18 protein-coding genes are annotated in these 22,979 nt (G+C 64.0%); 7 read left to right on the plus strand and 11 right to left on the minus strand.

The genetic code is table 11. From position 1 onward, the window contains the following. Positions 1 to 5: 5 nt before the first annotated feature. From KPL74_13265 to KPL74_13285, 5 genes are all read right to left on the minus strand, one after another. Complete coding sequence (locus KPL74_13265; protein ID QWT18710.1) at positions 6 to 3,971, minus strand: glycosyltransferase; 3,966 nt, start codon at positions 3,969 to 3,971, stop codon at positions 6 to 8. 96 nt (positions 3,972 to 4,067) lie between these two features. After that, positions 4,068 to 5,975 carry a hypothetical protein gene (locus KPL74_13270; GenBank protein QWT18711.1) on the minus strand — a complete coding sequence of 636 codons (1,908 nt, stop codon included), beginning with the start codon at positions 5,973 to 5,975 and terminating at the stop codon, positions 4,068 to 4,070. After that, complete coding sequence (locus KPL74_13275) at positions 5,972 to 7,285, minus strand: ABC transporter ATP-binding protein (protein QWT18712.1); 1,314 nt, start codon at positions 7,283 to 7,285, stop codon at positions 5,972 to 5,974. The genes KPL74_13270 and KPL74_13275 overlap by 4 nt, the downstream gene beginning before the upstream one ends. Continuing rightward, positions 7,275 to 8,063: an ABC transporter permease gene (locus KPL74_13280; GenBank protein ID QWT18713.1), complete on the minus strand. Its 789-nt coding sequence runs from the start codon at positions 8,061 to 8,063 to the stop codon at positions 7,275 to 7,277. Before KPL74_13280 ends, KPL74_13275 begins: the two co-directional genes overlap by 11 nt. 76 nt (positions 8,064 to 8,139) lie before the next feature. Next, on the minus strand, positions 8,140 to 9,309 hold the full coding sequence (locus KPL74_13285) for a PLP-dependent aspartate aminotransferase family protein (GenBank protein ID QWT18714.1): 1,170 nt from the start codon (positions 9,307 to 9,309) through the stop codon (positions 8,140 to 8,142). A gap of 206 nt (positions 9,310 to 9,515) precedes the next feature. Here KPL74_13285 and rfbB point away from each other — a divergent pair, with 206 nt between their 5' ends. From rfbB to KPL74_13315, 6 genes are read left to right on the plus strand one after another with little or no spacing between them, the layout of a single operon-like run. Further along, the gene (gene rfbB / locus KPL74_13290) at positions 9,516 to 10,565 is read left to right on the plus strand and encodes a dTDP-glucose 4,6-dehydratase (protein ID QWT18715.1); all 1,050 of its coding nucleotides are present in this window, start codon (positions 9,516 to 9,518) and stop codon (positions 10,563 to 10,565) included. Beyond that, positions 10,562 to 11,446: a glucose-1-phosphate thymidylyltransferase RfbA gene (rfbA, locus tag KPL74_13295; GenBank protein QWT18716.1), complete on the plus strand. Its 885-nt coding sequence runs from the start codon at positions 10,562 to 10,564 to the stop codon at positions 11,444 to 11,446. The genes rfbB and rfbA overlap by 4 nt, the downstream gene beginning before the upstream one ends. Further along, the gene (gene rfbC / locus KPL74_13300) at positions 11,443 to 12,000 is read left to right on the plus strand and encodes a dTDP-4-dehydrorhamnose 3,5-epimerase (protein QWT18717.1); all 558 of its coding nucleotides are present in this window, start codon (positions 11,443 to 11,445) and stop codon (positions 11,998 to 12,000) included. Before rfbA ends, rfbC begins: the two co-directional genes overlap by 4 nt. Beyond that, entirely contained in the window at positions 11,997 to 12,917 is a 921-nt protein-coding gene (gene rfbD / locus KPL74_13305; protein ID QWT18718.1) for a dTDP-4-dehydrorhamnose reductase, read from the plus strand. Before rfbC ends, rfbD begins: the two co-directional genes overlap by 4 nt. Before the next feature lie 7 nt (positions 12,918 to 12,924). After that, a complete protein-coding gene (locus KPL74_13310; GenBank protein QWT18719.1) occupies positions 12,925 to 14,337 on the plus strand; it encodes a mannose-1-phosphate guanylyltransferase/mannose-6-phosphate isomerase in 1,413 nt (470 codons plus the stop codon). 12 nt (positions 14,338 to 14,349) lie between these two features. Then, positions 14,350 to 15,450 carry an acyltransferase gene (locus KPL74_13315; protein QWT18720.1) on the plus strand — a complete coding sequence of 367 codons (1,101 nt, stop codon included), beginning with the start codon at positions 14,350 to 14,352 and terminating at the stop codon, positions 15,448 to 15,450. A gap of 43 nt (positions 15,451 to 15,493) precedes the next feature. Here KPL74_13315 and KPL74_13320 read toward each other — a convergent pair whose 3' ends face one another. The 3 genes from KPL74_13320 to KPL74_13330 are packed head-to-tail and all read right to left on the minus strand — an operon-like array spanning position 15,494 to position 18,227. Beyond that, positions 15,494 to 15,892, minus strand: a complete 399-nt coding sequence (locus tag KPL74_13320; protein ID QWT18721.1) for a GtrA family protein — start codon at positions 15,890 to 15,892, stop codon at positions 15,494 to 15,496. After that, positions 15,889 to 17,253: a phosphomannomutase CpsG gene (locus KPL74_13325; GenBank protein QWT22615.1), complete on the minus strand. Its 1,365-nt coding sequence runs from the start codon at positions 17,251 to 17,253 to the stop codon at positions 15,889 to 15,891. Before KPL74_13325 ends, KPL74_13320 begins: the two co-directional genes overlap by 4 nt. A gap of 44 nt (positions 17,254 to 17,297) precedes the next feature. Next, positions 17,298 to 18,227: a LysR family transcriptional regulator gene (locus KPL74_13330; protein QWT18722.1), complete on the minus strand. Its 930-nt coding sequence runs from the start codon at positions 18,225 to 18,227 to the stop codon at positions 17,298 to 17,300. Between the two features lie 120 nt (positions 18,228 to 18,347). Here KPL74_13330 and KPL74_13335 point away from each other — a divergent pair, with 120 nt between their 5' ends. Beyond that, positions 18,348 to 19,097 carry a glucose 1-dehydrogenase gene (locus tag KPL74_13335; GenBank protein QWT18723.1) on the plus strand — a complete coding sequence of 250 codons (750 nt, stop codon included), beginning with the start codon at positions 18,348 to 18,350 and terminating at the stop codon, positions 19,095 to 19,097. A 54-nt stretch (positions 19,098 to 19,151) separates the two neighbouring features. Here the strand turns inward: KPL74_13335 and glmS are convergent, their stop codons facing one another. The 3 genes from glmS to KPL74_13350 form a co-directional block, all read right to left on the minus strand. Then, positions 19,152 to 20,981 (minus strand): glutamine--fructose-6-phosphate transaminase (isomerizing), encoded by a 1,830-nt coding sequence (gene glmS, locus KPL74_13340; protein ID QWT18724.1) that lies wholly within the window; start codon positions 20,979 to 20,981, stop codon positions 19,152 to 19,154. A gap of 15 nt (positions 20,982 to 20,996) precedes the next feature. Continuing rightward, entirely contained in the window at positions 20,997 to 22,367 is a 1,371-nt protein-coding gene (locus tag KPL74_13345) for a pyridoxal-phosphate dependent enzyme (protein ID QWT18725.1), read from the minus strand. A 197-nt stretch (positions 22,368 to 22,564) separates the two neighbouring features. Further along, the gene (locus tag KPL74_13350; protein ID QWT18726.1) at positions 22,565 to 22,795 is read right to left on the minus strand and encodes a DUF465 domain-containing protein; all 231 of its coding nucleotides are present in this window, start codon (positions 22,793 to 22,795) and stop codon (positions 22,565 to 22,567) included. Positions 22,796 to 22,979 lie beyond the last annotated feature (184 nt).

Below are 22,979 nucleotides of genomic sequence, written 5' to 3' on the forward strand. Positions count from 1 at the left end.
TACGTTCACGCCGACTGGCGTGAACGTACGAGTGCTTTCAATGCCTCGAACCGGCCATCCACGCCGACCTTGAAGTCGCCATGGAAATCCCGGGCGTGGCCCGCAGACGCAACGCGTCGGCGAAGTGACGCATCGGTGACCAGGCTCTCCAGCGTATCCAGCCAGGTGCTGGCGTCGTCTTGCACGAGGAAACCGTCCACGCCAGGGCTGACCGCGTCCTGGTAGGGCTCAAGGTCGGACACGACCGCGGCGATGCCAAGCGCGGCATAGTCGAGCACCTTGATCTCGCTCTTGCATCGATTGAAAGGCGTCGCGCGAAGAGGCGACAGGCCGATGTCGAAGCGTGGCTGCTGGGTTAGCCAGGTCACGAACGCAGGATAGGACGCGCCCACCGAGGCGGGCGGTACGAGGACGCGGACGTGGCCATCGTCGACGTCGTCCGCACTGACGCCAATCAGCGTAATGTCCACCTTATCCGTGTATTTCCGCTTGAGCGCTTGCAACGCTGGAGAAATCATCGCGAGGTCATCGCCATGGGTACGCGTGCCCATGTAAACGATTCGCACAGGGCCCCGGCCGTCGTGCTCGACGAGCGCGGGCCCCATGGCATCACCCCAAAGCGCAGGGTCTAGCTGGTTGCGATGCACCTGCACGTCGCGCGCGCCGACGTCGCGAAGCCGGGTGGCCAGCACAGGCGTCGAAACCCAGATTTCCGCTGCCTGCTCGACAAAGGCATGCACGATGTCGAGGAGCGTCCGATACTTGCCGCCCTCCGCATTGGGATCCAGGTCGTAGAGGTTATCGTCCAGGTCATAGACGAGGGGGATTCCCCTGGCTGCCGCCATGGTAATCAGGGCCTGCGCGTCAGCGAGGGTTTCGACAGGGACACGGTGCGTGATGATGACGTCCGCGTCATAGAGATCGATCTCGGCGGCCGTGACGTACCTGACCACGGCATCGCCCCTGGCCTGCATCGCTTCGAGGAACGGAACCAGCCGGATATGCGCGCAAGGGCTTGGCACGTCGCCTTGCGATTCAAGCACCGCAAGGACACGCATCTGCCGGCCCGTGGAGGTCACCGCAAGTGCCTGGACACCAGGCGCATAGCCGTCCTCGGGCAGCAGGGCAGCCTGGAGGTCGGCACCCGCTACGAAAGGATGGACGGTCTCGCCGGCAACGAAGTACTTGTCGCGCAAGCCGACGATATGCTCCGCAAGCGCCTTTCCGGCCATCGCGAAGTCAAACATGAACGACCAGGGGCGGCCGTGGATGCGTTCACCGAACGCACCCACATCGGGCACCAGCACGGGTAACCCAGCCTCGAAGGCGGCGCTCAACGTGTAGCTATAGGTTTCGGGCCACTGTGAGGCAAACAGGACAAGGTCAGGCTGTTCGGACGCAAGCAAGGCCTGCAGATCTGCTTCCTTGTACCTGCCAGTCGTACGGATCGATGCAATCGAACCCGCCGGCAGTGGACCAAACGGGTCGCCGATGACAATGAACTCGATGTCCATGCCCATGGCACGTGCGTGGGTCGCTGCATCAATGACGAGGTCGCGTCCTTTGTGTGGCGCCAGCACCCCGATCACGGCAACCCTCAACACATCGCGATCGTGCAGGCGACGGGGTGCGCTGGCCTCACGCCAGAGTGACGGCACGGACTCGTGCAGGATGGCCTGCGTGTTCGCCCCCGGTGCATAACGCTCGATACGCACGGAAGCATCGACACTCGGCGTAATCACACGTTGAGCATCGCGAAGCGCCCACGCGTGCTGGCTGCGCCACGAACGAATATCGCGTGCACCCATTTTCGGATTGGCGAGGATGCAGGCGTTGCAGCCATCCTCGGCCGGCTCGCCGCAGTAGTGTGCCCCGTCTCGCGCGAGATTAATCTGAGGGCAAACCGTGAAGTAGTCGTGGACCGTGAAGTCGAACGGAATGCCCGACCGCCGTATCGCGGCACCCAGCTCCGGTCCGAAGCCGAACAGGTGATGCACGTGGATTCGGTCGATCGGGAACGCGCCCAGCAACGCCAGCAACGACGCGTCGTCGGTAGCATCGACGTTCACGGAGAACGAATCGTAGTCGTCGACGGCATGCAAGGCGACGCCGGCAGTCGAGAACGTGCCCGAGGGGCGAAGCACCAGCACGCGGGAATGCTTTGCATATCGGGCCGCGAGATCCTGGACGTGGCGCTCGGTGCCGCCGCCCAGGCTATGGGTTACCAGCAAGACCACCGGCTTGTCGCCACCACGCCAGATCTGCGAGGTAATCGCCGCACGATACGCGCGGCCGGGGTCTTCGGAAACATGCGCCGCCACCTCCAGCAGGTAGCGTGGATGCTTGGCCAGCAGCGCATCCATGCCGCGAGCCTTGCCTGCGGAACTATCGGCAGCGAAGCTCACCTCGCCCGCGTGGTAGACGAACGTATCGAGGATGAGGATGTTTTCCCAACCCTCCTCCGCCGCGCGCATGCAGAAGTCGTTTTCCTCGCCGTAGCCCTTGCCGAACGCCTCGGCGTCGAACAGGCCCAGCTGGCCCAGGGCCGCACGCCGGATGAGCATGCAGAAGCCAACACCCGTCGGTACGTCGACGTAGCGTCCTGCGTTGGCAGCTGCGCACGCCTTGTCCATCCGGTCCAGCGAGACCCCCGGCGACAATGTCCTGCGTCCCTGGAAATCGGGATAGCTGCAAATCGTGGCGTTGTTCGAAAGCGGAGTGACGGTGGCGATACGCGGCCGCGCATACGCCTGCGCCATCATGCGGTCGAGCCAGTCGTTCGCCACCTCGGTGTCGCTGTTGAGCAACAGCACGTCGTTGGACTCCGACAGGGCCATTCCCCTGTTCACCGTGCCGACGAATCCGAGGTTCTGCTCGTTGACCAGGAGCATGAACCCGTGGCGCGCTGCCGCCTCTTCGAGGTAGCCGTACATCTCCGGCTCCGGCGAACAGTCATTGATGACAATCAAACGGAACGGTGTCGACGAGCGGGAAGCGTAGACGCTTTCGATACAGCGAGACGTCTCTTCGATGCCTCGGTAAACAGGAATAATGACGTCGACCATCGGCACGCCGGACGGCACGGCCAGTCGAACCGTCGACGGAAGGAGCTCAGCGACCGCGTGCCGGCTGACCGGCTGGGCGCGCTGCTCAGCGGCGCCAGCGCGGAGGAAATGCTCCAGCGGATCGATGTTCGCCTGCGCGATATCCGGATGCTCGGCCAGGTAGCGTTCGGCGTCGAAATTCGGGCCGGGCTTGAAACCCATGCGCCAGCCCTCGTTGGCGTAATGCTGGAGGGGGTTCATGCCGGCCTTGGCGACCTGTGGATATCGCGACAGATACCACGCGCTGCTGAAGTACGGATTCGGGTCGCGGCCTTCGTATGCTCCAGAACCGATGTAATGGACCAGCGGATTCAGCCCCGCCGTGGCCACGTCCTGGTATTGGGTCAGGTAGAAGAGGCTCGAAAACAGAGCGCACGGATCCCGGCGCTCCGCCACGCCGTAGCGAAGGAAGTGGGCAAGCGGATTGGCGCCGCTGGCCGCTACGTCCGGATAGACGTTCAGGTACCACGAAGAATCGAACAAGGCCGTCGGGCGGCGACCCTCGCGAGCACCGAAGCGAATGTAATGAGCGAGCGGATTCAGGCCCATCGCGGCAACGTCGGGCGCGCTCTTCAGATACCAGGCGGTATCGAAAAGCGCGTTGGGCCAATAGCCGAGCCGGTAGCCATCCTTCATGTAATGCGTCAGGGGATCCATTGACGCGGGCACGGAACTGCCGTATCGGCCCATGTAAAAAGCCGGATCGAAACAGTCACTATCTCGTACCATACGCAGGTCGCGCGCAGTCGATCGCATGAATCCCGCGCCGAGATGCAATGCGGCCATCAGGTGCCATCGCGCCTGCCGCAGCCCGAAATAAACCTTTCTCGCAAGCGGCGATCGCGCCGCACGTCGGCGCAATGCCATTCGCAGAATCGCTGCGCGGCGCTCCAGCGCCGTCCTATCCAATCTCATAACACCTCTGCCCGGTACACGCCTTTCCACCCCTTTAGCGCCCAACCATTACCAGAACCGGCGCCTTCGCTTGAGCGAACCCAGTACTTCGGATATCTCGCTGCGCACGCCCTGAAGCGCCGCGTCGTCACTTACCAGGGAGTCACCCACGCCACCCAACTCAGCCTGGATACTCGCCAGCGATTCACGGATGCCCGCGAAGTCTCCGGCCTCGATTCGCTCTTCCAGTCTCACAAGGCGGTCGCGAAGGTCAACCAGGCCGAAAATCGACTCTCGCTGTCCGTCGCTCACATGGAAGCGGATCTCGAATGCGGCCGATCTCTCGTCGCCATCGATATCGGCGAAAAGATCGGCGACCGAAAGCTCGACGAACGGATCGTCGCCACTCGCAAGCACCTTCACAGGCATCTTGCCGGGCTCGGAGAAAAGCCTCTCGCCACATCCCACCACGCGGCCGCCTACATCATAAAGTCGAGTCAGCGCATGGTGTTGCGTAAGTGTCTCACCTGCGGCCACGGAACCCCAGCTTGAAGATGTGAAGACATACGCCCCCTCGACCGACGCAGGGTCGAACCTCAGCGCCGCTGGCCGAACGCCGGCAGGCAGCTTGAAACGGGCAACGCGTGTATCGCCATCGCGGGTGGCCATGCAGAGGATGGTTCGTTCTTCGGCAAAAAATTCACCGTCGCAACGATAATAGAGCTTCGAGACCGCATCTTGCTCGGCGCTGGCGTGGCGGAACCTGTGCAGGAGCGCGCCAACGACGTTGGCTTCGCGGATGAATGAGCGAATCGCATCCATTCCGTCGGCCAGGACGGGCGTTCGCGCGTAGGCCGCGACGTGGCGAGCCATGATATCTGACTCCGACGGATTACCCAGGCGGAATCGAATATAGCTTGCGGTGAACACATCGTCGAACGGCGCGAGATAGCCGAAGAGATAGAACATCAGTCGGCGCAATGCCTCGCGATCGTCAGCTGCGCCAGCGATAAAGGCATAAGAGCTGTCGCCAAGCACCTCCACTGGGACGCCGTAGAGGAGCGCTTCGAGCCCGACGCTGGAATTGATGGTGACGACGCGCGAACAGTGCTGCACAAACACCGCGCTATTTGGCGACGTGTCAACGAGAAGCGCCGGGTCGGCCAGTGCGAAGCGACTACCAGGGTGCGTCCTGACGCGGATATCGCCGCTACCCGACTCATAAAGGACCCGGGCGATAAGGGATGTATTATCAAAGCCATTGCCATAACACAGCAGGTTGGAATCATCTTCCACCTGGAGTACGACACCCACGTTGCAATGGTGGCGATTAGGATCCATCGGTACGTCGTCAAGCGACATGCTGCGACGGACGGCTTCCAGCGACAGGTCGGCGGGAATGGCTTCCAGCGGCAGCGCCTCGTAGCGGGCACGCGCCTCGGTGTTCCCGTTGACGCCGCGGAAATCGAAATACGCGGTGCTGCGGTAGAGCGGGTCTCGCAACGGCCCCATCTCGAGATAGGCGACACGCACGCCACACGCGGCGGCGGCTGCCGCCAGCGAGGGACAGTTCGTCCATGAAAGGACCACTTCAGGTAACGACGGCAGGCTTCGCAGGTGCCCTTCCAGCTCGGCGCGTAGCTGGGGAATCTCCTCTTCCAGGAACGCCCTGAAGAACGACAAGGGATTGCCCTGGTAATGGGGAAGCAGCGAGTCCATCAGTCCCGTGTCCATCAGCCGGTACACGTGCCTCTCCAGGGAGGCTGGGTCGGGCGTGACATAGCCCAGGGCGCGTTGACGTGCCAGGTCCAGTTCCGGTCGCCCCTTTGCATCCAGTGCGAGCCCTGACTCGAGGTAATCCGACGAGAGAAGGAACGCCATCGGCTCGCCGATCGAATGCAACAACCGGTAGAACACCCAGAGGTACGGTGCCGGGAGGCCGCGAAACGCGTAAGGAGGAAGGAACGCGGCGATCATGGTCGCCCCTCCGTCACGGTCACGGGCGCGTAGACCACGCCAACCTGCTCGCGCGCCGACCAGAACTTGAGGGACTGGATCGGGCGGCGCTGGTCGAGCTCTTCGCGGACGCCATTCTGGATACACGACAACCCGCAATGGACGAGGTAGTCGCCCGCGCTGACGGGCAGCTTGGCCGCGTACTCGAAGACCTGGCGACCCGGACGCAACGCCATGGGGAAGCCCGCCCGGATATTGTTATCGCCCCAGACATCGCCACCCTGGGTCTTCGAGATCGAGATCCCCAGGGCAACCTCGTCGATTGGCTCGGCGGCTGTGATCGTAAAGCGGAAAAGGACCTCCTCACCCGAGCGCAGCACCGGCCGCTCTTCCAGCGTCGTCCCGTCCGGCCGCAGGACCTCCATCGACTCGATGATTGCCCGCGCAGACCCGAAGCGCTTCTCGGAAATCTCGGCATTGATCGAGCTTGCCTGCATGTCACGAAGCTGCTCGACATCGATCGCATCGCCCAGTGCATCCGGCTGAATCGCCGGGGGCCTGGCACGCGAGGCCATCATGCCCTTCTCGTAGGTCAGCACGGCCGCAAGGACGTCGCGCGTATCCGTCGTGATGCGCCCTCCGTCGATCACGATGCATCGATCGGCATAGTCGAGGATGTTGCCCGTGGAGTGGGTGACCATGAGGATGGTGACACCGCGGCGGCGAAGCTCCTCCATGCGCTTGAAGCACTTGTACTGGAACCCGATGTCACCGACCGACAAGGCTTCGTCGACGATGAGGATCTCGGGGTCGACGCAGGCCTGCACGGCGAAGGCCAGGCGTACGTACATACCGCTGGAGTAGGTTTTCACCGGCTGGTCGATGAATTCGCCAATGCCTGCAAACTCCTCGATCTCCGCGAACCGGGCTTTCATTTCCTCGCGGGAAAGCCCGAGCAGCTCGCCGTTCAGGAACACATTTTCCCGACCCGTGAAGTCAGAATTGAAACCGGCACCGAGCTCCAGGAGCGCAGCAACCCGGCCATTGACTTCAACCGTGCCATTGGATGCAGCCAGCGTGCCGCAGATGATCTGCAGAAGCGTCGATTTCCCCGCGCCGTTGCGGCCGATGATGCCGACCGTCTCACCCTTTGCAAGGGTGAACGATACGCCACCGAGGGCATTGAACTCACGGTAATAGCGTCGAGGGGTCAAGTGGAGCAGCCGCTGGAGGCGCGGGAGAAAGAACTGCTTCAGACGGTCCCGCGGCGACTCGTATATCTCGAACGCCTTGGTAACGCCGTCGACCCGGATGGCGATTTCAGAGGACATCGGCGAATCCCTTCCTGGTCTTCTGGAACCATGAATAACCCAGCCATGCGATGAGCACTCCACCCAACAGCTGCAGCAGGTAGGTCTGCCAGTCAGGGACCACTCCACTGATCAGCACGCCACGGACCTGTTCGATGACCGGCGTCACGGGATTGAGCTTCATCACCGATTGGTATTGCGCGGGCAAAGCTGAAACGGGATAGAAAATCGGCGAAAGAAACATCATCGCCGTCACCAGCAAGCCGACGAACTGAGCCACGTCGCGGAGGTAGACGCCCAGCGAGGCCAGAAGCCAACCCAGCCCCAGCAGCATGAACATCAGCGGCAGCAGCACCACGGGGAACAGCCACGCCGTAAGCGGCGGCAGGCCGAAGAACGCCACGTAGAAAACGAACCACACCACGAAGCTGATCAAGCCGTGGAACAGCGCCGCGCCTTGCGACACGACGGGCAGGATCTCGAGCGGAAAGACCACCTTCTTGACGTAGTTCACGTTCATCACGATGAGCGTGGGCGCGCGATTGAGGCATTCGGAAAACACGTTGAAAACGAGCAGCCCGGCAAACAGCACCATGGCGAATTCGGTTTTCGAACCGCTGCCACCCTTCCAACGGGCCTGGAACACCACGCTGAACACGAACGTGTAGATCAGGAGCATGAGCAGCGGATTGAAGAACGACCACAGCGTGCCGAGCATCGAGCCGCGGTAGCGGCCGATGACTTCGCGCCGGATTAGCGACACGGCGAGCCGCCGGTGCTGGACCAGCGACTTGAACATGGAAACAGGAGAGATACTGAAACTTTTCATCATCGCAAACGCATGGGACGCGCCAGGGCCACGGCGCGCAGGATGGTCAGGCCGCCAGGGCGGCGTCGAGTTCGCGGCGCAGGTCTTCGATATCCTCAACGCCTACCGACAGGCGGATCAGGCCGTCGCTGATACCGAGGCGGGCCCGCGTATCGGCTGGCACGGAGGCATGCGTCATGATCGCCGGGTGCTCGATCAGGCTCTCCACGCCACCAAGCGACTCCGCCAGGGCAAACAGCGAGCACCGCTCGAGCATGCGCGTCGCGGGGGCGAGGCCACCGCGGACCACGGCGCTGATGATGCCGCCGAAGCCCGCCATCTGCCGGCCCGCCAGCTCATGCTGCGGATGGGACGCGAGGCCCGGGTAGATGACCCGCTCGATCGCGGGGTGCGCTTCCAGCCAGCCGGCCAGTTCGAGCGCACTGTCGCAATGGGCGCGCATGCGCAGGTGCAGGGTCTTCAGGCCACGCATGGCCAGGAAGCTGTCGAACGGACCGGCGACGGCTCCCACCGAGTTCTGCAGGAAGGCCATCCGCTCCGCCATGTCCTGGTTCGCCGCGACGACCACGCCGCCGACGATGTCTGAATGGCCATTCAGGTATTTCGTGGCGGAGTGCAGGACCAGGTCGGCACCGTGCTCGATGGGTCGCTGCAGCATGGGCGAACAGAACGTGTTGTCGACGACCAGCAGGACGCCGTGCTTTCGCGCGATGCGACCCAGTCGCTCCAGGTCCACCAGCTTGAGCATCGGGTTGGTGGGCGTCTCTGCCCAGATCATCCGGGTCCTGGGCGTGATGGCTGCCTCGAGCGCCGCCTCGTCGTTCAGGTCGAGGAAGGTGAAGTCCAGCCCGGCCGAGCGGCGTCGCACCTTGTCGAACAGGCGGAAGGTGCCTCCGTAGAGGTCGTCCATCGCTATGACATGGCTACCGGCATCCAGCATGTCGAGCACGGTGGCTGCCGCCGCCAGGCCCGATGCGAACGCGAAGCCCGCCACGCCACCTTCCAGGTCGGCTACGCAGCGCTCGTAGGCCATCCGCGTCGGATTCTGCGTGCGCGAGTACTCGTAGCCCTGATGCACACCGGGGCTCGATTGGACGTAGGTCGAGGTGGCATAGATCGGCGTCATGATGGCGCCGGTGGAGGGGTCGGGTTGCTGTCCCGCGTGAATGGCCCGGGTCCCCAACCCAAACTTATCCACATTATCGTTGTTAATCATCGACTTAAAAACTCCAGTCAGTTTATCTGGGGACCCGCCTGCCCGCGGGATAGGCGACCGTACATCATACACGGGAGCCCTTGGCCTACTGGGGCGCAGGATCGGGCCCTACACTGCCTTTTCGTTCAGGTTGGAGGCGCGGCAAAGGCGCTACATAGACCGCTGCCGTGACACAATCTAGGTTTCGTCGAAGGGATTTCCCCCACATGCAGACCTTGTTAGTGACCGGCGGTGCCGGCTTCATCGGTGCGAACTTCGTCCTCCAGGCCGTAGCCGACGGAGTGAAGGTCATTAATCTCGACTTGCTCACCTACGCGGGCAACCTGCAGACCCTTCAGTCGCTCGCAGGGAACCCGAACCACGTGTTCGTCCAGGGCGATATCGGCGACCAGGCGCTGGTAAGCCGGCTCCTCGCCGAGCACCGCCCGTCCGCCGTCGTCAACTTCGCCGCGGAAAGCCATGTCGACCGCTCGATCGACGGCCCCGGCGCCTTCATCCAGACCAACGTCGTAGGCACGCTGAACCTGCTTGAGGCCACCCGTGACTACTGGCGTTCACTGGAGGGCGACGCCGCCAGCGCGTTCCGCTTCCTGCACGTATCCACCGACGAGGTGTATGGGTCGCTGGGCGACGAAGGCTTCTTCACCGAAACCACGCCTTACGCGCCCAACTCGCCGTATTCCGCTTCCAAGGCGGCCTCCGACCACCTGGTCCGCGCTTTCCACCATACCTATGGGCTACCGGTCCTCACGACCAACTGCTCGAATAACTATGGCCCGTTCCAGTTTCCGGAAAAGCTGATCCCGCTCGTCATCCAGAAGGCGCTTGATGGCGAACCCCTGCCGATCTACGGCGACGGCCTCAACGTGCGCGACTGGCTTTACGTCGAAGACCACTGCAGCGCGATCCGGCGCGTGCTCGATGACGGTCGCGTGGGCGAGACCTACAACGTGGGCGGCAACTCCGAGCGCGCGAACATCGTGGTGGTGAAAACCATCTGCGCGATCCTCGACGAGGTGTCGCCGCTGTCGACGGGCGAAAAGCATGAATCACTCATCACCTTCGTGCGCGATCGCCCGGGCCACGACCGCCGCTACGCCATCGACGCGAGCAAGCTGAAGGACGAACTCGGCTGGACCCCGGCGCATACGTTCGAGAGCGGTATCCGTGCAACCGTGCTCTGGTACCTCGACAACGACGCGTGGGTGAAGGGCATCCTCGACGGCAGCTACAAACTGGAGCGACTCGGCGCATGACGACGAAGGGCATCATCCTGGCCGGCGGGTCCGGCACGCGGCTGTATCCGATCACCAAGGCGGTCAGCAAGCAGCTGCTGCCGGTGTACGACAAGCCCATGATCTATTACCCGCTGGCGACGCTGATGCTCGCCGGCATCCGCGACGTGCTGGTGATCAACACCCCTCACGAACAGGCATTGTTCGAGCGCCTCCTCGGCGACGGCAGCCAGTGGGGCATCAACATCACCTACGCCGTGCAGCCGTCGCCCGATGGCCTCGCGCAGGCGTTCCTGATCGGCAAGGAGTTCATCGGCAACGATCCGAGCTGCCTGGTGCTCGGCGACAACATCTTCTATGGCGTGGGCCTGACCGAACGCATGAAGCGCGCAGCGGCTCGCCAGCATGGCGCGACCGTGTTCGGTTACTGGGTACGGGATCCGGAACGCTACGGCGTTGCTGAGTTCGACGCAGCGGGCAAGGTCGTCGGCCTCGAAGAAAAGCCGGTGGCACCGAAGTCCAACTACGCGGTCACGGGCATGTACTTCTACGACAACCGTGCCGTGGACTACGCGTCGTCGCTGAAGCCGTCCCCGCGCGGGGAGCTTGAGATCACCGACCTCAACCGTTGCTACCTGGACGACGAATCGCTCCACCTGGAACAGCTTGGCCGCGGTTACGCATGGCTGGATACCGGGACGCATGAATCGCTGATGGAAGCGGGCGAGTACATCCAGACGATCGAAAACCGCCAGGGCCTGAAGGTGTGTTGCCCCGAGGAGATCGCTTACGTCAACAAGTGGATCGACGCCGAGCAACTCCTCCGCCTCGCCGAGCCGCTCGCCAAGACCGGTTACGGCCAATACCTCCAGAACCTGATCAAGCAAGGCTACGTCGGATGAAGTTCATCGAAACCTCCCTGCCTGGCTGCATGGTCATCGAGCCCCAGGTATTCGGCGATTCGCGGGGCTTTTTCTACGAGAGCTACAACGAAGCGAAATACAGGGATGCCGGCATCGACCGCACGTTCGTACAGTCGAACGTGTCGCGTTCGGCGCGTGGCGTGCTGCGCGGCCTGCACTACCAGTGGCCGCACCCGCAGGGCAAGCTCGTCAGCGTGCTCGAAGGCGAAGTGTTCGACGTAGCGGTCGACATCCGCCGCGGTTCGCCCACCTTCGGCCAGTGGGCCGGCGTCATGCTCACGGCGGAGAACCATCGGCACTTCTGGATCCCGGAGGGCTTCGCCCACGGTTTCTGCGTGGTCTCGGAGTTCGCCACGTTCTCCTACCAGTGCACCGACCTCTACGACGCAAAGGCTGATGGTGGCATTCGCTGGGACGATCCGGCCATTGGCATCGACTGGCCCGTGTCGTCGCCGCTGCTGTCCGACAAGGACGGCAAGGCCCCGCTGCTGGCCGATGTGCCCCACGCGCGCCTGCCGGAGTTCAAGGCGTGAAGATCCTTCTCCTCGGCGCAAACGGGCAACTCGGCCAGACGTTCATCACGGACGGCGGCCTGGCCCGGCGGGGAACGCTTGTCGTGGCCTCGCGGGACGGTAGCGCGCCCATGGGTGCACGCGGCGTCGCTGTGGACCTGACCGATGCCGCGGCACTCACGGCGACGCTCGATGCGGAAGCGCCTGACATCATCGTCAATGCGGCCGCGTATACCGCCGTCGACAAGGCCGAGGAGGATGAAGCCACGGCCACCCTCGTCAACGGCGAGGCACCCGCGGCGCTTGGCCGCTGGGCGGCCAGCCACGGCGCGCTGGTGGTCCATTTCTCGACCGATTACGTCTTCCCTGGCGACGCTACGGCACCCTACGCCGTGGATGCAGCCACCGGACCGCAGGGCGCCTACGGTCGGAGCAAGCTCGCGGGCGAACTAGCCCTGGAAGCGAGCGGCGCGCGCCACCTCACCCTGCGTACGGCGTGGGTGTATTCCGACGTCGGACACAACTTCCTCAAGACCATGCTGCGCCTCGGCGCCGACCGCGACGAATTGCGCGTCGTTGCCGACCAGCGCGGCACGCCCACCACCACGACGCTTATCGTCGCCGGCACGCTGGCGGCGCTCGACCGCTACATCGCGTCACCCGCTACGTTCACCGCCGGTACCTTTCATCTTACGGCCGGGGGCGAGACGTCATGGCATGGCTTCGCCGACGCGATCTTCGACGAGGCGGTGGCGGCAGGGTTGCTGTCACGACGCCCGACGGTGACGGCGATTGGCACGGAGGCGTTCCCGACGCCGGCACGTCGCCCGGCCTATTCCGTCCTCGACAACCGCACCTTCACGGAGACGTTTGGCCATCCGCTCCCCGACTGGCGCGAGGGCCTGCGCGACGTCGTTCGAATGCTCGCTGGAAGGTAAAGCTCCCATGCTGATTCCCCTGATCCTCAGTGGTGGCAGTGGCACCCGGCTTTGGCCGATATCGCGCCGCAACCTGCCCAAGCAGTTCCTCTCGCTCGCTGGCAGCGACACGCTGTTCCAGCAAACCGCGCGTCGCGCGATGGCCTTGCCCGATGCCGCAGCGCCTATCGTCGTGGCCGCCGATGACCACCGCTTCCTCGCCGCCGAGCAGTTGCAGGAACTGGGGATCGAAGGCACCGAGATCCTGCTTGAGCCCGTGGCACGCAACACGGCGCCCGCCATCGCGGTCGGCGCCTTGCAAGCGGTCAAGCGTGACCCGGACGCCATCGTGCTGGTGCTCCCGGCGGATCACCTCATCGGCGACACCGAGCGCTTTTCCCAGGCCGTGGCGCAAGCGCTCCCCGCCGCCAGCGCGGGCTCCCTCGTGACGTTCGGTATTCGCCCCGATCGTCCGGAAACCGGCTTCGGCTACATCCGGCGCGGCGACGTCCTCGATGCATCGACATTCAAGGTGGCCGAGTTCGTCGAAAAGCCTGCACGGGCCGTGGCGCAACGCTATCTGGACAGCGGGCAGTACGACTGGAACTCCGGCATGTTCCTGTTCCGGGCCGATCGATACCTTTCCGAACTTGGCCAGCACGCCCCAGCCATGCTCGATGCCGCGCGTGCCGCGCTAGACAAGGCCAACTCCGACCTCGATTTCATCAGGCTCGACGCCGACGCCTTCGCCGCTGCCCCAAACGATTCGATCGATTACGCCGTGATGGAGAAAACGGCCCTCGCCGCCGTGGTGCCTGTGGCGTGCGGATGGTCTGACATCGGCTCCTGGGATGCCCTCTGGCTCGCCGCCGAAAAGGACAGCCATGGCAATCATCTCGAAGGTGACGTGATCGCCATCGATACGCGGGGCTCGCTGGTCCGTTCGCACGACCGCCATCTCGTGGCCACCATCGGGCTTGAAGACGTCGTCGTGGTCACCACGCCCGATGCCACGCTGGTTGCACGACGCGATCGCTCGCAGGATGTGAAGAAGATCGTCGACCAACTGAAGGCCGCGGGCCGTACCGAGCATGACCTCCACCGCGTGGTACGTCGCCCATGGGGCATGTACGACTCGCTGGAATCGGGCGACCGCTTCCAGGTGAAGCGCATCGTGGTCAAGCCGGGCGCTGCGCTTAGCTTGCAGATGCACCACCACCGTGCCGAACACTGGATCGTGGTAAAGGGCGTGGCGGAAGTCACCTGCGACGACCGTGTCTTCCTGCTGGCCGAAAACCAGAGTACTTACCTGCCATTGGGAAGCCGGCATCGCCTGCGTAACCCGGGCAAAGTGCCGGTGGAGCTCATCGAGGTACAGTCGGGAAGCTATCTCGGCGAGGATGATATCGTGCGGTACGACGACGTATACGGTCGCACCTGAGGCTGCCAGCCAATGCGTAATCCGTGGCTGGATGTTTGCCGCGCGACGGCGATCGGCCTGGTCATGCTTTCGCATGGCAGGTTCTTCGTCCTTCCGCTCGCGCCGAGCCTGAACTGGCTGAAGTTCGGCGGGTTCCTCGGTGTGGAACTGTTTTTCGTCCTTTCCGGCTTCCTCATCGGCGGCATCATGCTGCGCGAGCTTGGCCGCGCACCCGATGCCGCCAGTTGGGTACCGCGATTCTGGGCACGCCGGTGGCTGCGCACTCTTCCGAACTACCTTCTTTTCCTGGCGATCAACGCCGTGCTCTACCGGGCACTGCGTAGCGACTGGCCGCCCTCGGGATGGTCATACATCACATTCACGCAAAACATCCTGCATGCGCCAAGGCTGTTTTTTGTCGAGTCATGGTCGCTGGCCGTCGAAGAAGCGTTTTACCTGATCACGCCGGTCCTTGTCGTTCTCGCCTGCGCGCTGGGCGCATCGCGACGCACGGCCGTCTACGTAGGCGCCACGGCCATCATCCTGTTTTCGGTAGCCTTCCGCTGGTATGCGGCGGCACGCTGGAACCTGTCGTTCAACGACATTCGTGGGGGCGTAGCGTTCCGACTCGATGCCATCATGATCGGCGTGCTAGTGGCCGTGCAGGCCGACAAGGCCCCCGCACCCACATGGCTGCGCCGGCTCGCGCCATGGATCGCGATTTTCTTCGTGGGTGCTGCCATCGCCGCCGCCGTACCGGACAGCTGGCTTGACCAGGGCCTGGCTGCGCGCCTCGCCTTGTTTCCCCTGACGTCGATCGGATGTGCCGGTGTCATCATGTGGCGGTTCACGAGCCCGGTTCGCGAGCCCGTCGCTTCCGTCGCGAATGCCATGGCGAAGGTGTCTTATTCCGCTTACCTCACCAACCTACCTGTCCTTTCTTTGCTCCATTTAGCTTTTCCACAGCCCACGGCCCTCGGCTGCGTCGCGCTCTGGTTCGCCTACGTTGCGGGGACGTTTGCAACGGCGACGGTATTTTATCGACTCGTCGAGAAGCCCATTCTCGCGTGGCGCGACAGGCGCATTGGCATGGACGCTTCACCGCTGCCGCGGCCAGTCCAGTCCTCGACATAGAATCGACCCGAGGCCAACCTTAGCCAGCCGCCCTTGCGTGCGCCTACTCTCGACGGCCGCTCGGACGGAATACCCAGAGCTTCGCACTGGCGAAGTTGACGACCATGCCAGCCGCCGAACCCGCCGCCACTGCAAGCAGTGGCGTCATGCGCGCATGCGGCGCGAGCAGGACGACCGCACTGTACGCCGCGTAATTCACCACTCCCCCGACAGCCATCGCCGCCAGGTAGTGCCACCATTCCTGCCAGGCCGAGCGACGCCGGCCGTCGACGAAAGCGAAGCGTCGATTCACTTGCCATGTGGCGAAAACCGCGCACAGGAAAGAAATGGCGCGGCCGAGAAAGTAGCCAAGCCCTAGCCAGAGCATGCCGTAAAGCACGCCGGTGTCCACGAGGAAGCCCAGGACTCCTGCCGCGGCAAACTGGAGAACCTGGCGTTTCATGCTGCCGGAACGGCCTGGACCAGGGCGGACAGTTCAGCCGTGCGCCGTGTCATGAGCTCGCGGTCCGCGCGCGTCTCGACGTTGAGGCGGAGCAGAGGCTCGGTGTTCGATGAGCGAAGGTTGAAGCGCCACGAACCGAAATCCGCGCTCACGCCGTCTACGTAGTCGAGCGACGGATCCTGCGCCACATAGAACGCCAGCACGCGCGCCACGGTCGCCGGTGCGTCGTCCACCACGAAATTGATTTCCCCGCTGCACGGATACGCCGCCATCCGCTCCGCCAGCATATCTGCCAGGCCCACGCCCGTCTTCGAGATCCGTTCGGCGATCAGCAGCCACGGAATCATCCCCGAGTCGCAGTAGGCGAAATCGCGGAAGTAATGGTGCGCGCTCATCTCCCCGCCGTAGATCGCATCCTCGGCCCGCATGCGTTCCTTGATGAACGCGTGTCCGGTCTTGCTTTCGATCGGGACGCCACCCGCCGCCTTCACCATCTCGATGGTGTTCCAGGTCAACCGCGGGTCATGGATGACCTTCGCGCCCGGATGCTTCTCGAGCAGTTGCGCCGCAAGCAGGCCGACGATGTAGTAGCCCTCGATGAAGTCGCCCTGTGCATCGAAAAGGAAACAGCGGTCGAAATCACCGTCCCACGCGATGCCGAAGTCGGCAGCGTGGGCGCGCACGGCATCTGCCGTCGCGGCACGGTTGCCTGGAAGCAGTGGATTCGGGATGCCGTTCGGGAACAGGCCATCCGGCTCGTGGTTGATCCGGACGAAGTCGATGGGCAGGTGCTGCGCCAGCAGGTCGACCACGGCGCCGGCACCGCCATTGCCTGCGTTAACCACGACCTTCAATGGACGGATGGCGGTCGGGTCGATGTATCCCAGCAGGTGCGCGATGTACGCCGACTTGTCGTGATCGCGCACGACGCCGCCGCGCACGGCCGCGGGTTCACCGAAAGCGTTTTCCTCAACCATCCGCTCGATATCGCGCAGGCCGGTATCGCCACTGATCGGCCGCGATCCTTCGCGGACCAGCTTCATGCCGTTGTAGTCGATCGGGTTGTGGCTGGCGGTAACCATGATGCCGCCGGCGACGCCACGGTGGAACGTCTGGAAATACACCTCTTCGGTGCCACCCAGGCCGATGTCGATGGCATCGCGGCCTTCGTCGTTCAGGCCACGGATGATCGCCTCGGCGAATGCGGGGCTGTCCCGGCGGATGTCATGGCCCACGACCACGGGGCCCTCGCCGACGGTGCGGGCGAATGCGCGGCCCAGCCGGTAGGCGATGTCCTCGTTGAGTTCGTCGGGAACGCGGCCGCGGATGTCATAGGCCTTGAAACACTTCATGCGGGCGATCCCTGGAGGCTGGTCGGTCATTTTCGTCCGGATCGGCCAGGGGCTCAAGGAACGGTCGCGCCAGGCTGGAACGCTGCCGCGACGTGGTCGACGAATGCCCTCACTTTCGCCGAGTGTCGACGCTCCTGCGGGCTGACCAGGTGGATCGGCGATGGCACGGACCAGTCTGGCAGCAACCGGACGACATCCCCGGACGCCAGCTCCTCTTCGAAGAGCCAGGTCGGCGTGTAGCAGACGCCCATGCCGGCGAGCACGGCCGCACGCACCACCTCGCTGCTATCGGTCTGCAAGGTGCCGTCGACAGGGACATTGCGTACCGTGCCCGGCGGCTCGTTCGCCCCCGCCCCGGCGACGAAATGCCAACTGCTGCGCATCAGCGCACCCGTGTAGACGATGCAGTTATGCGCTGCGAGATCGTCGGGCGAGCGCGGCGGCTTCAGCCCCTTGGGCAAGCCGCGCAGATAGCTGCGGTGGGCCATCAATTCGCGGGTGGACTGGCCGATCTGGCGCCCGATCAGGCTGCTGTCCGGGAGGTCACCGATACGCACGGCGACATCGATGCCGCGCTCGACCAGGTCGATGAAACCGTCGCTGAGCTTCAGGTCGATGCGCACCCGCGGGTGCGCGGCAAGGAAGCTCTGCACGTGTGGCATCAGGCGCAGGCGTCCAAACCCCACCGACGCCGCCACGCGCAACAGGCCGCGCAACTCCTGGCGTCCGCGGTGCAATGACGTTTCGGCCTCCGCCACCTCGGCGACGATGCGACGCGCCTGTTCGAAATAGCGCTCACCCTCTTCCGTCAGCGCGAGCGAACGCGTCGTCCGGACCAGCAGCTTCGCTTCCAGTTCCCGCTCCAGGGCTGCGATCTGCTTGCTCACGGCGCTCTGCGTTGCGCCGGATTCCCTGGCGACGGCAGAAAAGCTTCCCGCTTCGACAACGCGCACGAAGGCTTGCATGGCTTGCAGCTTGTCCACGGGTCGGTCCTATTGATTCCCTTAGGGACTCAATCATATGCCAACGCCGTGGCTAGTTCACCAAGGTGGAATTAATGAGACTACATCCATCCCATCACCTACCCAAGTCTGGAGCACACCATGAGCAACCAAGTCGTCCTGATCACTGGCGCCCTGACCGGCATCGGCCGCGCCACCGCCCTCGCCTTCGCCTCGGAAGGCGCACGCCTCGTCGTCAGCGGCCGTCGCGACGAAGCCGGCCATGCCCTCGCCGCGGAACTGCGCAGCATGGGTAACGAGGCCGAATTCATCCGCGCCGACGTCCGCCACGAGGCCGACATCCGCCAGCTGGTCGACCAGGCGGTCGCGCGCTTCGGTCGTCTCGATGTCGCCGTGAACAATGCCGGCACCGAGGGCCAGTCCGGCCCCGTAAGCGAAGCCACGATCGAGACGTACCAGGCCACGTTCGATACCAACGTGCTCGGCACGCTGCTCTCGATGAAGCATGAAATGCGTGCGATGCAGGCGCAGGGCAGTGGCGCCATCGTCAACGTGTCGTCGATCGCCGGCCACGTCGGCATGGCCGGTGCGTCGATCTACGTCGCCAGCAAGCACGCCGTGGAAGGCTTGACCCGGGCCGTCGCGCTCGAAGGTGCCCCCATCGGCATCCGCGTCAACGCCGTGGCACCGGGCCCGGTCGCCACCGACATGCTCGACCGTTTCGTTGGACGCGACGAATACGCGAAGAGTGGGTTCCTCGCCACCATTCCGGCACGCCGTGCGGCCACGGCGGATGAAATCGCGCAGGCGATCGTCTTTGCGGCCAGCGATAAGGCTGGGTACCTGATCGGGCAGGTGATTTCGGTGGATGGGGGATATACGGCGCAGTAATGGGTCGATCGCGCGCAGGCGCGCTCCTACAGGGGCGCGCCTGCGTGTGAGGGGTTACTCGACCGTTACGGACTTGGCCAGGTTACGCGGCTGGTCGACGTCCGTGCCGCGCTGCACGGCGACGTGATAGGCAAGCAGCTGCATCGGTACGGTGAACACGGCCGGCGCGATCAGGTCGCCGCCACCGTCGACCAGCACGGTGGCCAGTCGCTCGGTATCGGTATCCATGTCCACGCGCTCGTCCGCGAAGACGATCAGCTCGCCACCGCGTGCACGCACCTCCTGCAGGTTCGACTTCAGCTTGTCGAGCAGCGGGCCGTTCGGCGCCACCGCCACGATCGGCATGTTCTCGTCGACCAGCGCAAGCGGACCATGCTTGAGCTCACCCGCCGGATACGCTTCGGCGTGGATGTACGAGATTTCCTTGAGCTTGAGCGAGCCTTCCAGCGCCACCGGATACTGCGCACCACGGCCAAGGAACAGGGCGTGCTGTTTGGTGATGAAGTGATCGGCGATCCTGACGATCTCTTCCTCGCTCTTCAGCGCGTTCTCGATGTAGCGCGGCAGCGACTGCAGCTCCTGGCAATGCGCGAGGTACTTGCCATGGTCCATGCCACGGCGACGGCCCAGCTCCAGCGCCAGCAACGCGAAGGCGGCCAGCTGGGTGGTGAACGCCTTGGTCGAGGCCACGCCGATTTCCGGGCCCGCGCGGGTCATCAGGCGCAGGTCGGATTCGCGCACGACCGAGGATTCCGGCACGTTGCAGATCGCAAACGTCGCCAGGTAACCGCGGCGACGCGATTCACGCATGGCCGCCAGCGTGTCGGCGGTTTCGCCCGACTGCGACACGGCGACGAACAGCGTGCCTTCGGGCACCACGACGTCGCGATAACGGTATTCGCTGGCGACTTCGACCACGACCGGGATGCGTGCGTATTCTTCGATCCAGTACTTCGCGACCATGCCCGCGTGGTAGCTGGTACCGCAGGCCACGATGTGGATGCCGCGAGTCTGTTCGAGGATCGGATCCGCGTCGATGCCAAAGATGTTCGGCAACACGCCATGCGGCCCGATCCGCCCTTCCAGCGTATCGGCGACGGCGCGCGGCTGCTCGAAGATTTCCTTCTGCATGTAGTGTCGGTATTCGCCGCGCTCGACCGAATCGGCGCTGATCTCGCTTTCGTGTGCCGCGCGATCGACCGGGTTGCCCTGGATATCGAACACCTCGACACCGTTGCGGGTGATCTCGACGATGTCGTCTTCTTCCAGGTACATCATCCGGTTGGTGACCTTGATGAGCGCCTGCGCGTCGGAACCGAGGAAGTGCTCGCCGATGCCGATGCCGACCAGCAGGGGGCAGCCGCGACGCGCACCGACGATGCGGCCAGGCTCGTCCAGGCTCATCACGGCGATGGCGTACGCACCCTCGAGCTCACGCACCGCCGCGGTGACGGCGTCACGCAGCGACTTGCCCGCCTGGACGTGCTCGTCGATCACAGCGCCCATCACTTCGGTGTCGGTCTGCGAGTGGAACGTGCGGCCCTTCGCCTGCAGGCCTTCGCGCAGGCTGGCGTAGTTCTCGATGATGCCGTTATGCACGATGGCGATCCGGCCCTGCACGTGCGGGTGGGCATTCACCTCGCTCGGCACGCCGTGGGTCGCCCAACGCGTGTGGGCGATGCCGGTGCCGCCAGGGATCGGGTCGGCGTCGTAGAGGGCTTCCATTTCCCGGACCTTGCCCTTCGCACGCACGCGGCGGATTTCGCCTTCGTCGGCGATGGCCATGCCGGCCGAGTCGTACCCGCGATACTCCAGCGCCTTGAGGCCTGCGATGAGGATCGGGGCGATGTCACGCTGCGCAACGGCGGCGACGATTCCACACATGGGACGGCTTCCTTATCAGTTAACTTTGCGACGCAGGTAATTGAGCAGGTCGATGCGCGTGATCAGGCCGAGGAACTGCTCACCGTCGACGACGATGGCGACGTGGCCCTTTTCGAACACCGGCAACAGTGATTCGATCGGCGAGGTGACCTGGAGCATCTCCGGCGAGGCGATCATCGCAGTCGACACCGGGTCGCGGAATTTCGTTTCGTCCGACACCACGTGCAGCAGCACGTCGGATTCGTCGAGGATGCCGACGATGCGGTCGCCTTCCATCACCGGCAGCTGCGAGACGTCGTACAGCTTCATGCGGTTGTAAGCGGTGACCAGCATGTCGTCGGGCTTGACGACCACCGTATCGCGCTGCGCGTACGGGCGCAGGATCAGGTCGCGCAGGTCGTTGTAGCGCTCGCGCTCGATGAAGCCGTTGTCGAGCATCCAGTAGTCGTTGTACATCTTCGACAGGTACTTGTTGCCGGTGTCGCAGACCAGGGTCACCACGCGCTTGGGCGTGGTCTGCTCGCGGCAATACTTCAGGGCGGCGGCCAGCAGGGTACCGGTGGAGGAACCACCGAGCACGCCCTCTTTCGACAGCAGCTCACGCGCGGCCAGGAAGCTTTCCTTGTCCGAGATCGCGAAGGCTTTTTCGACCATGGAGAAATCGCTGATCGACGGCAGGAAGTCCTCGCCGATGCCTTCGACCATCCAGCTGCCGGATTTTTCCGACAAGGTGCCCTCGTTGATGTACTGGGCGAGGATCGAGCCGATCGGGTCGGCCAGGACGATCTTCGTATCCGGCGAATGCTCGCGCAGGTAGGCGGTGAGGCCGCTCATGGTGCCGGAAGAGCCGCAGCCCACGACGATGGCGTCGACCTTGCCGTCGAGCTGGTCGAGGATTTCCGGGCCGGTGGTCTGCACATGCGCCGCCGGGTTGTCCGGATTGCCGAACTGATTGATGAAGTAGGCGCCCGGGGTTTCGCGGGCGATCCGCTCGGCCATGTCCTGGTAGTACTCGGGATGGCCCTTGGCCACGTCCGAACGGGTGAGCACCACTTCGGCGCCCATGGCCTTGAGGTTGAAGATCTTCTCGCGGCTCATCTTGTCCGGGACGACGAGGATCAGGCGGTAGCCCTTCTGCTGCGCGACCAGGGCCAGGCCGAGGCCGGTGTTGCCGGCCGTGCCCTCGACGAGGGTGTCGCCGGGCTTGATCCTGCCGGCGCGCTCCGCGCCTTCGATCATCGACATGCCGATGCGATCTTTGACCGAACCGCCGGGGTTGGCGCTCTCGAGCTTCAGGAACAGCTCGCAACAGCCTGTGTCCAGGTGCTGGGCGCGGACCATGGGGGTGCGGCCGATCAGATCGAGGACGCTGTCAAGAACCTTCATTCGAACTCCATGTTGTGCGGCGCGGCCCCTTCGACCCCGCCCGTTGGGCGCCCATGATAGTGGGTGGCGCGCCTGTTCGATCCCCCGCCATTCCAGCTACGGCGAAACGATGTATCCATGACCCCTCGTTTGGCCGGTGGTTCCGCCCACGAAAAAGGGCGCGACATGCGCGCCCTTTCCTGTACCGTCACGTCGCCTCAGTGTGGACCCGAGGCTCGCCAGCTCTCCCACATTCGCTGGAGTTTTTCCTTCGCATGCAGCTTATCCATCTTCATCCGGGTCAGCTCCTGGTCGCTTAGCGGAAGACATCCGCGGCCGGCTTCCTCGAGCTTGTCGTTCAGTTCCTGGTGGTGGAAGTAAAGACGACGGGTATCGGGATTGTTGCCGATGAACTTCTCGACGTCGTCACGCTGCTGGTTTTCGAACATTGCGGTTCTCCTCGCGGTGGGGCCGACCCGCGGCGCGGGCGGTCGTGAGGGGAGCCATGCGGGCTCGCAACGGAATGGGCGTGCCTGGTGAACTTCAACGCATGCTCCGGCAGGATCCCGCCACGCGTTTTTCACGTGACGGGGGATCGAAGCTACTCCCCTGCCATAGGGTCTGCAAGAGCGA

It is taken from the genome of Bacillus sp. NP157 (assembly GCA_018889975.1).
Classification (GTDB): domain Bacteria; phylum Pseudomonadota; class Gammaproteobacteria; order Xanthomonadales; family Rhodanobacteraceae; genus Luteibacter.